The 15,488-nt window shown below is 68.0% G+C and carries 11 protein-coding genes; all 11 read right to left on the reverse strand.

The annotated features are described in order from the left end of the window. Window positions 1–270: 270 nt before the first annotated feature. Window positions 271–1,371, reverse strand: a complete 1,101-nt coding sequence (locus tag OG875_RS09485) for an ABC transporter ATP-binding protein (protein ID WP_330173775.1) — start codon at window positions 1,369–1,371, stop codon at window positions 271–273. Continuing rightward, window positions 1,364–2,338: an ABC transporter ATP-binding protein gene (locus tag OG875_RS09490; RefSeq protein WP_330173776.1), complete on the reverse strand. Its 975-nt coding sequence runs from the start codon at window positions 2,336–2,338 to the stop codon at window positions 1,364–1,366. The genes OG875_RS09485 and OG875_RS09490 overlap by 8 nt, the downstream gene beginning before the upstream one ends. Window positions 2,339–2,348: 10 nt before the next feature. Next, entirely contained in the window at window positions 2,349–3,329 is a 981-nt protein-coding gene (locus OG875_RS09495) for an ABC transporter permease (protein ID WP_330173777.1), read from the reverse strand. Beyond that, the gene (locus OG875_RS09500) at window positions 3,322–4,245 is read right to left on the reverse strand and encodes an ABC transporter permease (RefSeq protein WP_330173778.1); all 924 of its coding nucleotides are present in this window, start codon (window positions 4,243–4,245) and stop codon (window positions 3,322–3,324) included. The genes OG875_RS09495 and OG875_RS09500 overlap by 8 nt, the downstream gene beginning before the upstream one ends. Before the next feature lie 97 nt (window positions 4,246–4,342). Then, entirely contained in the window at window positions 4,343–5,977 is a 1,635-nt protein-coding gene (locus OG875_RS09505) for a peptide ABC transporter substrate-binding protein (RefSeq protein ID WP_330173779.1), read from the reverse strand. A 248-nt stretch (window positions 5,978–6,225) separates the two neighbouring features. Then, window positions 6,226–7,347 (reverse strand): ABC transporter ATP-binding protein, encoded by a 1,122-nt coding sequence (locus OG875_RS09510; protein ID WP_330173780.1) that lies wholly within the window; start codon window positions 7,345–7,347, stop codon window positions 6,226–6,228. 14 nt (window positions 7,348–7,361) lie between these two features. Then, window positions 7,362–8,423, reverse strand: coding sequence for an ABC transporter ATP-binding protein (locus tag OG875_RS09515; protein ID WP_330173781.1), 1,062 nt, complete (start codon window positions 8,421–8,423; stop codon window positions 7,362–7,364). Between the two features lie 10 nt (window positions 8,424–8,433). After that, window positions 8,434–9,411: an ABC transporter permease gene (locus OG875_RS09520; protein WP_330173782.1), complete on the reverse strand. Its 978-nt coding sequence runs from the start codon at window positions 9,409–9,411 to the stop codon at window positions 8,434–8,436. Between the two features lie 107 nt (window positions 9,412–9,518). Continuing rightward, window positions 9,519–11,321 carry an ABC transporter substrate-binding protein gene (locus OG875_RS09525; protein ID WP_330173783.1) on the reverse strand — a complete coding sequence of 601 codons (1,803 nt, stop codon included), beginning with the start codon at window positions 11,319–11,321 and terminating at the stop codon, window positions 9,519–9,521. Between the two features lie 101 nt (window positions 11,322–11,422). Further along, the gene (locus tag OG875_RS09530; RefSeq protein ID WP_330173784.1) at window positions 11,423–12,460 is read right to left on the reverse strand and encodes an ABC transporter permease; all 1,038 of its coding nucleotides are present in this window, start codon (window positions 12,458–12,460) and stop codon (window positions 11,423–11,425) included. 893 nt (window positions 12,461–13,353) lie between these two features. Beyond that, the gene (typA, locus tag OG875_RS09535; RefSeq protein ID WP_330173785.1) at window positions 13,354–15,240 is read right to left on the reverse strand and encodes a translational GTPase TypA; all 1,887 of its coding nucleotides are present in this window, start codon (window positions 15,238–15,240) and stop codon (window positions 13,354–13,356) included. Window positions 15,241–15,488: the final 248 nt, after the last annotated feature.

Consider the following 15,488-nt stretch of genomic DNA (forward strand, 5'->3'; position numbering starts at 1 on the left):
CGCCGGCCGTCCGCCGGGTCGCGGACCGGACTCGGGCATCGGCAACCGCCGCACCGGGAAAGGGAGGTGGACGGCCCGCGGCCCGCGTGCCACCGAACGGCTCCGGGCAACCGCCATGTCCCCGAGGTGAGTTGGGCGACCGGCCGGGATCTCAGGATCCCGGCCGGTCCAACGGCACCCGCACGGCCGTACGTCGACCAATGTGGCCCGTCCGTATATCGGCGAGACGTCGGTGACGTTTCCTGCGTGTCAACGGGCTGGACGTCTCAATCACATCTCGTTGTCCGGATCCGGACCGTCCGCCCCGGGGCCGCCACCTTCCCCGGGCGTCTCCCCCGGCCCCGTCGTCACCGCCACCACCTGCCGTTCCTCGGCGAAGTGGCATGCCGAGTCGTGCTCCGCCGGGCCGCCGGTGTCCCGGAAGACCGCGGGCACGGCGAGCAGCGGCACCTCCAGGGCGCAGCGCTCCACCGCCTTCCAGCAGCGGGTGCGGAACCGGCAGCCGGACGGCGGGTGGGCCGGGGACGGCACCTCGCCGGTGAGGATGATCCGCTCGCGCCGGGAGCGGGCCGCCGGGTCGGGCACGGGCACGGCGGAGAGCAGCGCCTGGGTGTAGGGGTGGGTGGGGTGGTCGTAGATCTGGGTGTCCGTGCCGATCTCGATGATCCGCCCGAGGTACATCACGCCGACCCGGTCGGAGATGTGCCGGACGATCGACAGGTCGTGCGCGATGAAGACGTAGCTCAGGCCGAACTCGTCCTGGAGGCGTTCCATCAGATTGACGACCTGGGCCTGTACGGACACGTCGAGGGCGGAGACCGGTTCGTCGGCGACGATGATCTCCGGGCGCAGCGCGAGTCCGCGGGCGATGCCGATGCGCTGGCGCTGGCCGCCGGAGAACTGGTGCGGGTAGCGGTTGATGTACTCGGGGTTGAGGCCGACCACGTCGAGGAGGTCCTGGACGCGGCGCCGGCGTTCGCCCCGGGGCGCGACCTCGGGGTGGATGTCGAAGGGCTCGCCGATGATGTCGCCGACGGTCATGCGCGGGTTCAGTGAGGTGTACGGGTCCTGGAAGACCATCTGGATGTTGCGCCGTACGGTTTTCAGGGCGCGGCCGGACAGCCGGGTGATGTCCTCGCCCTTGTAGCGGATCTGGCCGGCGGTGGGGCGTTCCAGGTTGACGAGCATCCGGGCGACGGTCGACTTGCCGCAGCCGGACTCGCCGACGACGCCGAGTGTCTCGCCGGCGGCGAGGCCGAAGGAGACCCCGTCGACCGCCTTGACGGCGCCGATCTGCTTCTTGAAGAGGATGCCCCGGGTGAGCGGGAAGTGCTTCACCAGGTCGCGCACCTCCAGGAGAGGCTCAGCCATCGAGGGTCTCCCTCCAGAAGAAGCAGGCGCTGTGCCGGTTGTCGCCGGCCTCGAAGAGCGGGGGGACGTCGGTGCGGCAGATGTCCTGGGCCCGGGGGCAGCGCGGGTTGAAGGCGCAGCCGGACGGGATGCGCTGGAGGTTGGGCGGCAGGCCCTTGATGGCGTACAGCTCGCGGCCCTTCTGGTCGAGCCGGGGGATGGAGTCGAGCAGGCCGCGGGTGTAGGGGTGGGCGGGGGCCTTGTAGATGTCGTGGACGGGGGCGGACTCGACGATCCGGCCCGCGTACATGACGGCGATCCGGTCGGCGACGTCGGCGACGACGCCGAGGTCGTGGGTGATCAGGATGAGGCCCATGTCGAGGTCGTGCCGGAGGTCCGCGAGGAGTTCCATGACCTGGGCCTGGACGGTGACGTCGAGGGCGGTCGTGGGTTCGTCGGCGATGATCAGCGAGGGTTCGAGGGCCATCGCCATGGCGATCATGATGCGCTGGCGCATTCCGCCGGAGAACTGGTGCGGGTAGTCGTTCACCCGTTCCTTCGCGGCCGGGATGCGTACCCGGTCCATGAGGTCGACGGCCCTGGCGCGCGCGTCCTTGCGGGACGCGCCCCGGTGGACGGTGAACATCTCGCCGAGCTGGGCGCCCACGCTGAGGACGGGGTTGAGCGAGGAGAGCGCGTCCTGGAAGATCATCGCCATCTCGGCGCCGCGGATCTTCCGCCGCTGGTCCTCCTTGGTGGTGAGCAGGTCGCGGCCCTTGAACAGCACCTCACCGCCGGTGATCCGGCCGGGCGGCATGTCGAGGATGCCCATGACGGCCTGCGCGGTGACGGACTTGCCGGAGCCCGACTCGCCGAGCACGGCGAGGGTTTCGCCCGCGTCGACCGCGTAGCTGACCCCGTTGACCGCGCGGGCGACACCGTCGCGGGTGTGGAACTCCACGTGCAGATCGCGCACTTCGAGCAACATGGCGGGCTCCTCAGCGCAGCTTGGGGTCGAGGGCGTCGCGCACCGCGTCGCCGAGCATGATGAAGGCGAGCACCGTGACGGCCAGGGCGCCGGCCGGCCAGAGCAGCATGTGCGGGGCGTTGCGGATGAACTTGGACGCGTCGGAGATGTCGATGCCCCAGGAGACGGAGGGCGGTTTGAGGCCGACGCCGAGGTAGGAGAGGGTCGCCTCCAGGGCGATGTACGTGCCGAGCGCGATGGTCGCGACCACGATGACGGGGGCGACGGCGTTGGGCAGGACGTGGCGCAGCATCATCCGGGAGTTGGAGGCGCCGAGGGCGCGGGCGGCCTGGACGAAGTCGTTCTGCTTGATGGTGATGACGGAGCCGCGGGCGATCCGGGAGATCTGCGGCCAGCCGAGCAGGACCATGAATCCGATGACGGGCCAGACGCTGGAGCTGGTGACGACGGAGAGCAGGACGAGGCCGCCGAGCACCACGGGGATGCCGAAGAAGATGTCGGTGAGGCGGGAGAGGATCGCGTCCCAGAAGCCGCCGAAGAAGCCGGCGAGCCCGCCGAGGACGGTGCCGACGAGGGCGACGCCGAGGGTGGCGCAGACGCCGACGGTGACCGAGGCGCGGGCGCCGTAGACGGTGCGGGTGTAGACGTCGCAGCCCTGGGCGGTGAAGCCGAAGGGGTGGCCGGGCTGGGAGCCTTCCTGGGCCTTGGCGAGGTCGCAGGAGAGCGGGTTGCCGGAGGCGATCGACTGGGGCCAGATCGAGATGATCACCAGGAAGAGGATGACGAGGCCCGAGATGATGAAGACGGGGTTGCGGCGCAGGTCGCGCCAGGCGTCGGACCAGAGGCTGCGGGGTTTCTCGCCGGGCCCTTCGCCACCGCCCTGTTCGAGCCCTTCGAGGTCGGCGCCGTCGCTGGTGGCGAGGTCCATCGAGCCGCCGAAGCCGGTGGGCGCGATGGCTCCTTCGTCCTTGGGGGCGGTGGGCTCAGACATAGCGGATCCTCGGGTCCAGTACGGCGTACAGCAGGTCGACCAGCAGGTTGGCGAGGAGGAAGACGATGACGAGGACGGTCACGAAGCCGACGACGGTCTGGGTGTTCTGGCGCAGGATGCCCTGGTAGAGCTGGTAGCCGACGCCGTGGATGTTGAAGATCCGCTCGGTGACGATCGCGCCGCCCATCAGGGCGCCGATGTCGGTGCCGATGAAGGTGATGACGGGGATCAGCGAGTTGCGGAGCAGATGCCGGGTGATGACCCGGTGGCGGGGCAAGCCCTTGGCGACGGCGGTGCGGACGTAGTCGGAGCGGGTGTTCTCGGCGATGGAGGTGCGGGTCAGCCGGGTGACGTACGCCAGTGAGACGGAGGCCAGCACCAGGCCCGGCACGATGAGTTCGCCGAGGGGGGCGGCGGTGGAGACGGACGGGGAGATGAGGTTCCACTTCACGCCGAGGAGCAGCTGGACGATCAGTCCGGTCACGAAGGTCGGTACGGAGATGACCACGAGGGTCAGCAGCAGGACGCCGCTGTCGATCGGCCGGCCGCGCCGCAGTCCGGTGAGCACGCCGAGGGTGACGCCGATGATGATCTCGAAGACGATCGCGACGAGGGTGAGCCGGATGGTGATCGGGAAGGACGTGCCCATGAGTTCGGTGACCTTCTGGCCGTTGAAGGCCGTTCCGAAGTCGCCGGTGAAGACGTTGCCCATGTAGGTGGCGTATTGCTGCCATACGGGTTTGTCGAGGCCGAACTCGCGGCGGAGCTGGGCGGCGGTCGCCGCGTCGCACTGCCGTTCGCCGCAGAGGCCCGCGATGGGGTCGCCCATGACATTGACCATGAGGAAGATCAACAGCGTGGCACCGATGAAGACCGGGATCATCTGGAGCAGACGCCGGATCACATAACGTCCCATGCGGGGCTCCCGGGGTCGTGGTCGGGCCTGGGGCCTGACGCGGGGACCGCCCGGCGGGGCGCGGCGGGGGTGCGCCGGGCCGGGCGGTCGTCCGGTGTCAGCTCACCTTGATCTCGTTGTAGACGGGGACGCTGAACGGGTTGAGCTCGACGTTGCTCAGCCGCTCCGAGTAGCCGGCGCTGCCGTTCTGGTACCAGAGCGGGATGGCGGCCATGTTGTCCCGTACGACGCCCTCGGCCTGCTGGAACTTCTTGATCGCGGTCGCGGTGTCGCTCTCGGCGTTGGCCTGGTCGATGAGCTTGTCGAACTCGGCGTTGGTCCACTTGCCGTCGTTGGACGAGGCGTTGGTGAAGTAGAGCGGCTGGAGGAAGTTCTGGATCAGCGGGTAGTCCATCTGCCAGCCGGCCCGGAAGGGGCCGGGCATCTTCTTCTGGGTGATCTGGTTGCGGTAGTCCGCGAAGGTGCCGACGGGCCGGCCGACACACGCCCGGTCGTCGCCGAGGGTGTTGTTGATGCTGTTGCAGACGGCGTCGATCCAGTCCTTGTGGGAGCCGGTGTCCGCGTTGTACGTGAGCTGGATGCGCCCGCCCGGCAGTCCGCCGCCGTCGGCGATCATCTTCTTCGCGGCGGCGGGGTCGAAGTCGCACGCCTTGCCGCAGAGCCCGGCCTGGAAGCCGCCGGCCTTGCCGAGGACCGGGGAGGTCCAGTCGGTGGCCGGGGTACGGGTCTTCTGGAAGATGGTCTCGGTGATCTGCTCGCGGTTGATGGCCATCGACAGACCGGTGCGGACCTTGACCGCGTCCGGGGTGTTCCACGCCTTGTCGTAGTACGGGAAGGCGAGGGTCTGGATGATGCCCGCGGGGGTGTTGATGTAGCGGGAGCCCAGGTCGGCGGGGGCGTTCTTGAGCTGGGAGGCCGGGACGTCGTCGACGAGGTCGAGGTTTCCGGCCGTCAGGTCGGTGTAGGCGGTGTTGTTGTCGGTGTAGACCTTCAGGTCCACGCCGCCGTTCTTCGCCTTGTCGGGGCCCGGGTACTTGTCCCAGGTGCGCAGGGACATCTGCGAGCCCTTGGTGTACGAGTCGACGGCGTACGGCCCGTTGCCGACGGGCTTGGCGAGCCAGCCCGCGTGGTCCTTGAAGAACGCGGTGGGCAGGGGCGCGAACGCGGCGTACCCGAGGGTGTCCGGCCAGGTGGAGAACTTCTGGGACAGCTTGACGGTGAACGTCTGCGGGCCGGTGACCTTGAGGCCGGACAGGGTGGTGGCGGTGGGCTGCCCGGAGTCGGGGTGGACGGCCTGGTAGCCGTCGATCTGGCCGAAGAAGTAGGCGTTGCGCTGGTTGTTGCGCAGGTTCGCGCCGTAGTTCCAGGCGTCCACGAAGGACTTCGCGGTGACCTTCTCGCCGTTGCTGAAGGTCCAGCCGTTCTTCACGGTGACGGTGAAGTTGACGGAGTCCTTCGTCTCGATCTTCTCGGCGAGCATGTTCTCGGCCTTGGCGGTCTTCGGGTTGTAGCGCTTGAGCCCCCGGAAGACCATGTCGAGGACCTTGCCGCCCTGGACCTCGTTGGTGTTGGCGGGCTCCAGCGGGTTCTGCGGGTCGCCCCAGGAGGAGCTGAGGACTCCGTCGGCGCCGCTGCCGCCGCTGCCGCTGCCCCCACCGCCGCCGCAGGCGGTCGCGGTGAGGGCGACGGCGAGCGCGCCCGCGGCCCACTTGGCGTGCGTGGCTCCGCTCATGGAGTTCCTCCTGAGTCCCGAATATCGCTTAGGCCCAAATATCACTCCATCAGGGACGGGGGCGCGCGTTAACTACGGCCGTCCGGGAACGCCCCGGGCCGCGACGACCGCCCCACGACGACACCCCCGGCCGCTGCTGCGGCCGGGGGTGTCCGGGTCGTACACGCGCGGGTGGTACGGGCGGTGCGTGCCGCGGGGCGCGTTCCGCCTCGTACGCGGGAGGGCTCGTACGCGGGGGAGCCCGCGTACTAGCTCGGCGCGCCGTGCTCCTCTTCGAGGCTCACCAGCGCCGGGTCCAGGACCACGTCCTCCTCGCGGGGAGCGATGGTCGGCTCCTCCGGGAAGTGGCACGCGGTCAGGTGGCCCGGCCGGTTGCCGGTGATCTGGACCAGCGGCGGCTCGTCCGTCGCGCACTTCTCCTGGGCCTTCCAGCACCGGGTGCGGAAGCGGCAGCCGGACGGCGGCATGATCGGCGAGGGCACGTCGCCGGAGAGGCGGATGCGCTCCTTCTTCGCCGAGTCGACGTCCGGCTCGGGCACGGCCGAGAGCAGGGCGTGGGTGTACGGGTGCCGGGGCCGGTTGTAGAGCGACTCGCGGTCGGCGACCTCCACCACCTTGCCCAGGTACATCACGGCCACGCGCTCGGAGAAGTGCCGCACCACGGCCAGGTCGTGGGCGATGAAGAGGAAGGCGATGCCCAGCTCGTCACGGACCTTCTGGAGCAGGTTGACCACCTGCGCCTGGATCGACACGTCGAGCGCGGAGACCGGCTCGTCGGCGACGATCAGCTTCGGCTCCAGCGCCAGCGCCCGCGCGACTCCGATGCGCTGCCGCTGGCCGCCCGAGAACTCGTGCGGGAAACGGTTGTAGTGCTCCGGGTTGAGGCCGACGATCTCCAGCAGCTCCCGCGCGCGGGCCTCCCGCCCACCGGCCGGGTTGATGCCGTTGACCTCCATCGGGCTCTTGATGATGGTGCCGACGGTCTGCCGGGGGTTCAGCGACGAGTACGGGTCCTGGAAGATCATCTGGATCTCGGACCTGATGGGCGCCATCTGGCGGCGGCCCGCGTGGGTGATGTCGCGACCCGCGTAGGTGATCGTGCCGGCGGTGGGCTCCAGCAGCCGGGTGATGAGCCGGCCGGTGGTGGACTTGCCGCAGCCGGACTCGCCGACGAGGCCGAGGCTCTCACCCGCGTAGATGGACAGGTCGATGCCGTCCACGGCCTTGACGGCGCCGACCCGGCGCTTGAAGGGGAAGCCGCCGTAGATGGGGAAGTGCATGGCGAGGTTCTCGACGGAGAGCAGGGGCTCGCCCCGCCCGTCGGTCGCCTCGACTGAACCCTGCTTCGGCAGAGTGACGTTCTCGCTCATGTCTCTGCGTCTCCCTAGCCAAGCCGGGGCTTGATCTGATCAATGAAGATGGTCTGCTTCTGGTCCGCCGTGAGGTGGCAGGCCGCGGCGCGTCCGTCCGCCAGCGGGGGCCGTTCGCCGGAGCACCGGGCCCCGGTCACCTGCTCGGTGAAGGCGCAGCGCGGGTGGAACGGGCAGCCGGAGGGGGGGTTGAGCAGGCTCGGCGGGCTGCCCGGAATGGGCATGAGCGCCTCGTTGAGGTCGCCGCCCAGGCGCGGCATCGAGCTGAGCAGACCCCAGGTGTAGGGGTGCTTGGGCTCCCGGAGCACGTCGCGGACGGTGCCGCGCTCCACCGCCCGGCCCGCGTACATCACCAGCAGGTCGTCCGCCATGTTGGCGATGACGCCCAGGTCGTGGGTGATGAAGACGATCGCGGAGCCGAACTCCTGCTGGAGGTCTCTGAGCAGGTCCAGGATCTGGGCCTGCACGGTGACGTCCAGCGCGGTGGTGGGCTCGTCGGCGATCAGCAGGTCGGGGTCGCAGATCAGGGCCATGGCGATCATGGCGCGCTGGCGCATACCGCCGGAGAACTGGTGCGGGAAGTCGCTGAAGCGGGTCGCGGGCTGCGGGATGCCGACCTTGTCGAGCATCTCGATGGCGCGCGCCTTCGCCTCCTTCTTGGAGGCGCCGGTGTGCTTCATGTACGGCTCCGCGATCTGGCGGCCCACCGTGTAGTACGGGGACAGCGCCGTCAGCGGGTCCTGGAAGATCATCGCGGCCTTGTTGCCGCGGATCTTCTCCAGGTCGCCCTCGCGGGCACCGATCAGCTCCTGGCCGTCGAGCCGGATCTGCCCGGTGACCGTGCTGCTCTTGGGGTTGTGCAGGCCGAGGACGGCCAGGTTCGTCACGGACTTGCCGGACCCCGACTCGCCCACGATTCCCAGGGTCTTGCCCCGCTCGACGTCGAAGGACAGGCCGTCGACCGCCTTGACGATGCCGTCCTCGGTGGAGAACTGCACCCGCAGATCGCGGACCGAGAGGAAGGCCTCCGACCCGGTCGGGGCCGGGGTGTCTTCTGTCTTGGTCAGTGTGGTCACGGTCGTTCTCCTAGGCGAGGCGCACGCGCGGGTCGATGAGGGCGTAGGCGAGGTCCACGACGATGTTCAGGAGCAGGATGAAGAACGCTCCGAACAGCATCACACCCATCGTCAGCGGCAGGTCCTTGGTGAGGGAGGACTCCACCGCCAGGCGGCCGACACCGGCCAGGTCGAAGGTGAACTCGGTGACCACGGCGCCGGCCAGCAGACCGCTGAGGTCCATGCCGAGAATGGTCACGATGGGGGCGAGCGAGCCGCGCCAGGCGTAGCGGAAGAAGACGTACGAGCGCCGCATGCCCTTGGCACGCGCGGTGCGGACGTGCTCCTCCTGAAGCTGTTCGATCATCGTCGAGCGCGCCATACGGGTGTACTGCGCGGTGAAGATCGTCGCCATGACGGCCCAGGGGATCAGCAGGCCGACGGCCCAGCCGACCGGATCCTCCGTGAACGGAACGTACTTGGGGTTCTCCATCCAGCCCGTGCTGTAGACGAAAAGCCCGAGAACGATCGGCCCCAGGAAGTAGATCTGGAAGGAGCTGAGCACCATCGAGGCGCCGCTGACGACCTTGTCGAGGGCGGTGCCGCGCTTCCACGCGGCGAGCAGACCCGAACCGAGGCCCAGCACCAGGAAGATGACCAGACCACCGACGGTCAGCGACAGCGTCAGCGGGAAGCGGTCCATGATCGAGTCCCAGACGAAGTTGCCGCTGTCGAAGGAGACACCGAGACACGGGGCGGCACAGTGACCGATGGCGAAGTCACGGCCGGCCACGATACCCACCATGAAGTCCCAGAACTGCGTGGGAATGGGCTTGTCGAGACCGAGATTCGCCCGGATGACCGCGAGGTTCTCAGGCGAACAGTTCTTGCCGCACGACAGGGCCGCGAAGTCCTGGGGGATCGCGTAGAACAGGAAGAAGGTGAAGGCGCCGATCAAGAACATGATGACGACCGCACCGGTCAACCTGCGGAGGAGAAAACGAAGCATGGCGGGTGGCTGCTCTCTTCGGAAGCGGCTGGACGTGAGGGGCGTGGAGGGTCCCGGGGGTGCGCTCCGCCTGGCGCGCACCCCCGGGAATCAGCCGTGCTGTGCCACTACGGCGTCTTCAGGTACAGCTCGTTGATGTTGATGTAGCTGGAGTTGGTGCTGTAGCGGGCGCCACCGACGTTCGAACCGAACAGCATGAGCTGCTTCGAGTAGTAGACCGGGGCGGCCGGGTTGATCTCTTCCACGATGCGGTGGTGAGCCTCTTCCCACTTCTTGGCAGCGGCCTCGGGCTCGAGCTTCACGGCCTCCTGGATGAGGCTGTTGACCTGCGGGTCGTTGATGTGCGAGTAGTTCGGCTGACCATCGGCGACCAGCGTGCCGTCGTAGACCGGCGTGATGACGGTCGACGGGGAGGACCAGTCCTGGCCCCAGCCGGACATGTACATGTCGAAGGCGTTGTCGAGCTTGCCGATCTGCTCGTAGAAGCTCGCGGAGTCGATCTCCTTGGCCTGGACGTCGATGCCGATCTTGGACAGCGCGTCCTTGATGATGACCTGCTGCTTCTGCGCGCGCGGCGTGTTCGAGTAGGCGTAGGTCAGCTTCGTGCCGTCCTTGAAGCCCGCTTCCTTCAGCAGCTCCTTGGCCTTCTCGACGTTGCCGTTCGGGGTCTTCTGCTTGCCGAACGGGTCGTACGACGCGTCGTAGCCGGGCAGGGTCGGGGCCATCAGGCCACCGGCCAGCTCGCCGCCGTACTTGCCACCGTCGGCCTGGATCATGGCCTGGTTCGGGATCGCGTAGGTGATCGCGTCACGGACCTTCTTGTCCTTGACCCGGTCCAGGTTGAACGTCAGCTGCCACACGTAGGGCTGGTAGCCCTTGATGGTGCGCTTGTTGACGGCCGGGTCGCCCACGACGTCCTGGATCTGCGCGGGGTCCACCGGGGTGGTGAACTGGATGGCGCTCTTGGCCTCACCCTGGTCGGCGATCAGACGCTTGGTCTGGCTGGACGCCTCGACGGTGGTGGTGAAGTCGTAGCCGTCCACGTACTGGTGACGGACCGAGTCGGTCGCCGGGTCCCAGTTCGTGTTCTTGACCAGCGTGATCGACTTGCCGGCCTTGTAGTCGGCGATCTTGTACGGGCCGAGCGACTTCGGCGCCTTGTCGTACTTCTCCTTCGTGTCCTGCTTCTCGGGCACGATGGCGTAGCCGGCCATGGCCAGCGCCTGCGGGAGGTCCGGCTGGGCCTTGTCGAAGTGGAAGACGACCGTCTTCGCGTCCGGGGTCTCCAGGACCGTGTCGGGCAGGTGCTTGCCCTTGTACGGGCCGTCCGGGAGCGCCTTGCGGTACTCGGGGCCGTTCAGCCAGGTCTGGATGAAGCTCGGGCCGTCGAAGATGAACTCCGCGTACATCCGCTCGATCGAGTGGCGGACGTCGGCGGACGTGATGACGGTGCCGTCCTCGTCCTTGATGCCGTCCTTCAGCGTGTACGTCCAGGTCTTGCCGCCGTCGGAGGACTTGCCGGAGTCGGTGGCGATGTCACCGACGACGGTCAGGTTGCCCTTCGCGTCCTCCTGGTAGTTCGTCAGCTTGCGGTGGATCAGGTTCGCGAACTGACCGGCGTCGCTGACGTAGATCTGACCCGGGTCCATGTGCGTCAGGTCGGACTGGAGGTAGACGCCGATCTTGCCACCGGGCTTGGCGCCCGGAACTTCCTTGGCGGGACCGGTCGACGCGGCGACGTCACCGTAGGCGACGGGCGCCGACTGAGCCGCCGCGTCCTCCTGCGTCTTGGATTCGTCCTTGGTGTTGCTCTTACCGCCGCCGTCGTTCGAGCAACCGGTGAGCGCCAGTGAGCCGGCGGCCACGGCTATGACCGCGGTCCGCATCAGGCTTGATCGGATGGGCTTCATGATGCTGCTTGCACCTACCTGTGAGTTTGTTATCCAGAAGTGCTGCCCGGCCATCCGGTTGCCCGGCGCTGGGGGAGGCAGCGGCCCCCCGCTCATGGACGTCACCGTCCGGTCTTGGGGTCGAACGCGTCGCGGACCGAGTCACCGAGAAGGTTGAAGGCCAGGACGAAAATCACGAGTGCGGCGCCCGGGAAGAGCATGAACGCCGGGTCCTGCTCGTAGATCTTGGCGCCGATGGCGAACATGCGGCCCCAGTCCGGGGTCGGTTCGACGAAGCCGACGCCGACGAAGGAGAGGAACGCGATGGTCAGGATGGCGCTGGGCAGCATGTACGTGCCCTGCACCAGGATCGGCGTCACGATGTTGGGCAGGATCTCCTTGCGGACGATCCGCCACCGGGAGGCACCCGACACCTTGGCCGCCTCGACGAACTCCCGCTCGCGCAGGGTGAGTACGGAACTTCGCACCAGGCGCGCCATACCCATCCAGCCGAGGAACCACATCACGAGGATGATCGCCACCGAGCGGAGGTAGGTGGGGGTCTCGTCCGTCGGGGAGACGAACAGCGAGACCACGACGGGCATGAACGCGATGAAGAACAGCTGGCTGGGGAACGCGAGGAAGAAGTCCGTCACCCGGCCGAGCCAGTAGTCCGTCTTGCCGCCGAAGTAACCGCCGACCATACCGATGATCACGCCGGTGAGGACGCTGAGGAAGGTCAGCACGAGCGCCATGTAGAGGGAGGTGCGCATGCCGTAGATCAGCATGGTGAAGACGTCACGGCCCAGGTTGGGCTCGACACCGAACCAGAACTCCCCGGAGACACCGCCGAAGCTGCCCGTGGGCATCGCGAAGTCGTCGAGCAGGAAGGGGTAGTCGGGCTCCTGCGCGTAGAGCGTGTAGGGGTTCTTGCCGTAGAGGGCCGAGATGACGGGCGCGAGCGCCGCGACGGCGAAGTAGAAGATCACCACGAGCGCGGAGATCACACCGGTCCGGTCGCGCTTGAAGCGCGTCCACATCAACTGGCCCGGCGACTGCCCGGTGTGGGGCTTGCCGTCCGCGGTGTCCGTCTTGATCGCGGTCTCGCTGTCCAAGGTGATCGAGGGTCCGTTGGCCTCGGTCTCTGTTGGACTGGTCATGATGTGTCCATTCACGGGTGTCGGGTGACCCGCGGTCCTGCGGCACGATGAGCGGCCGAGTGGTGTGCACTCGTTCCGCCGGGTCCGCCGCGCGATACTCCTCCGTGCCTGCCCGGTGTCCGGAGCGGATGTGTCCGCGCCGAACCCCCCGCCCGGGGAGTGTCCGACGGCGGAAAGGCTGGAGAAGCGTCGATCGGGGTGGATTTCACCCCAGGAACGCGAGCTGAGCGGTGGTCCGGGTCTCAGAAGGGTCGGTCGCTGCCCGCGACCCGACCGGATGAGCGGCGCTGGCAATAACCCCTCGCACGAGTCGTCGGCGACGGCCCGGCCTCACTGGCGCACTCGACACCGCGCATGGGTTCCTCCTCATGAGTCCACTTGTCACAAACAAGACGGGCGGGCACTGCCATGACGCCGACACCCCTGACGGCGGTCGTTCAGTGCACCGTGTGTGCTCGTGAGTCGGCGCCCCCACAGCGCTTGACCCGTTGACCCGAGCTCAGCCAACTATTAAGTACGGCTGACCTGTAAACCACACTTACAGCGTCTCGTTTTGACAACATCGACCGGCCCCGTACGCCCGAAATCCGGACAAAGTAAGCACAGACAGACACCCGCGAAACGGACTGTTAACGCAGCTTCCGGTGACCGGTACCCGTTATCCGGACGTCTGGGGAGGGAAAACGAGTTGACAGCGTTCCGCCCCATGTCGGGTCGAAACAGCCTACGTCGACCGGGCTACCAGGCGGTAGGGCGCGGTCCGACAGGTGGACACGCCGGGGCTCCGGCGCCGCTTCTCACGGGTCCGGTCCTGGGGGGTGACGTACGTCCGCCGGGGCCGTCGTGACGGCCCCGGCGGACGGGTGGTGCGGTGTACGGCGCGCGGCCGGCGGTCAGCGCTTGGCGCGGGAGGCCGCGCGTCCGCGCTCCTTCTGGTCCAGGACGACCTTGCGGATACGGACCGTCTCCGGGGTCACCTCGATGCACTCGTCGTCGCGGCAGAACTCCAGCGACTGCTCCAGCGAGAGCCTGCGCGGCGGCACCACGTTCTCCGTGGTGTCGGCGGACGCGGCACGCATGTTGGTGAGCTTCTTCTCCTTGGTGATGTTCACGTCCATGTCGTCGGCGCGCGAGTTCTCACCGATGATCATGCCCTCGTAGACCTCGGTGCCGGCCTCCGTGAAGATGACGCCCCGCTCCTGGAGGTTCACCATCGCGAACGGTGTCACCGAGCCCGAACGGTCCGCGACCAGCGAGCCGTTGTTACGGGTCCGCAGCTCGCCGAACCAGGGCTCGTGACCCTCGAAGATCGAGTGCGCGATGCCGGTGCCGCGAGTCTGGGTGAGGAACTCCGTACGGAAACCGATGAGACCGCGGGACGGCACGATCCACTCCATCCGGATCCAGCCGGACCCGTGGTTGGTCATCGTCTCCATCCGGCCCTTGCGGGTCGCCATCAGCTGCGTGATCGCGCCCAGGTGCTCCTCGGGGCAGTCGATCGTCATGCGCTCGATCGGCTCGTGCAGCTTGCCGTCGATGTCCTTGGTGACGACCTCGGGCTTGCCGACCGTCAGCTCGAAGCCCTCACGCCGCATCTGCTCGACCAGGATGGCCAGCGCCAGCTCACCGCGGCCCTGCACCTCCCAGGCGTCGGGGCGCTCGGTCTCCAGGACGCGCAGCGAGACGTTACCGATCAGCTCGCGGTCCAGCCGGTCCTTCACCTGACGGGCGGTGACCTTGTGGCCCTTGCCGCCCTTGCCGACGAGCGGCGAGGTGTTCGTACCGATGGTCATCGAGATGGCCGGCTCGTCCACCGTGATCAGTGGCAGCGCGATCGGGTTCTCCGGGTCGGCCAGGGTCTCGCCGATCATGATGTCCGGGATACCGGCGATGGCGCAGATGTCACCGGGGCCCGCCTTCTCGGCGGCCTTGCGGGTCAGCGCCTCGGTCATCAGCAGTTCGGTGATGCGGACGTTGGACATCGAGCCGTCACGCTTGATCCAGGTGACGGTCTGGCCCTTGCGCAGCTCGCCCTGCTCGACGCGGCAGAGCGCGATACGGCCGAGGAAGTTGTCGGCGTCCAGGTTGGTGACATGGGCCTGGAGCGGCGCGTCCTCGTCGTACACCGGAGCCGGGACACTGCTCAGGATCGTGGTGAAGAACGGCTCCAGGTTGGTGCTGTCGGACGGGACCGTGCCGTCCTCCGGCTTGGTCAGCGAGGCGACGCCGTCCCGCGCGCAGGCGTAGACGATCGGGAACTCGATCTGGTCCTCGTCCGCGTCCAGGTCGAGGAAGAGGTCGTACGTCTCGTCGACGACCTCGGCGATCCGGGCGTCGGGGCGGTCCGTCTTGTTGATGCAGAGGATCACCGGCAGCTTGGCGGCGAGCGCCTTGCGGAGGACGAAACGGGTCTGCGGCAGCGGGCCCTCGGAGGCGTCGACCAGGAGGACGACGGCGTCGACCATCGACAGACCGCGCTCGACCTCGCCGCCGAAGTCGGCGTGACCGGGGGTGTCGATGATGTTGATGGTGACCACGTTCGGGAGGTCACCCGTACCGCCCTCCTTGGGGTGGTACTTCACCGCCGTGTTCTTGGCGAGGATCGTGATGCCCTTCTCACGCTCCAGGTCGTTCGAGTCCATCATCCGGTCGTCGAGGTGCTCGGCGGCGTGCGCGGCGAACGCGCCGGCCTGCTTCAGCATGGCGTCGACCAGAGTGGTCTTGCCATGGTCGACGTGGGCGACGATGGCGACGTTACGGATGTCGTGGCGCGTGGGCATGCTGGCTGGCGCTTCTCTCGATCGTGGGATGCGGCGTTGTTTTTCCTCGTACGCCTGCCGGGCGGACACGCCACGGCCTACCCCATCGTACGGGGCTGGTGCGGCCGGGACTTCCGGGCCCGATCCGAGAAGAGGCGGGGGCGCTGGGGAGCGCGCGCGGGGAGTGCAGGTGGGGCGGCTGCGGGAAGCCGACGAGGGGTGTGGAATCGCCCGGGTCAGGGGATCGGCACGATCTTGCCCGCCGGGAG

Source organism: Streptomyces sp. NBC_01498, from assembly GCF_036327775.1.
In the GTDB taxonomy this organism is placed as follows: domain Bacteria; phylum Actinomycetota; class Actinomycetes; order Streptomycetales; family Streptomycetaceae; genus Streptomyces.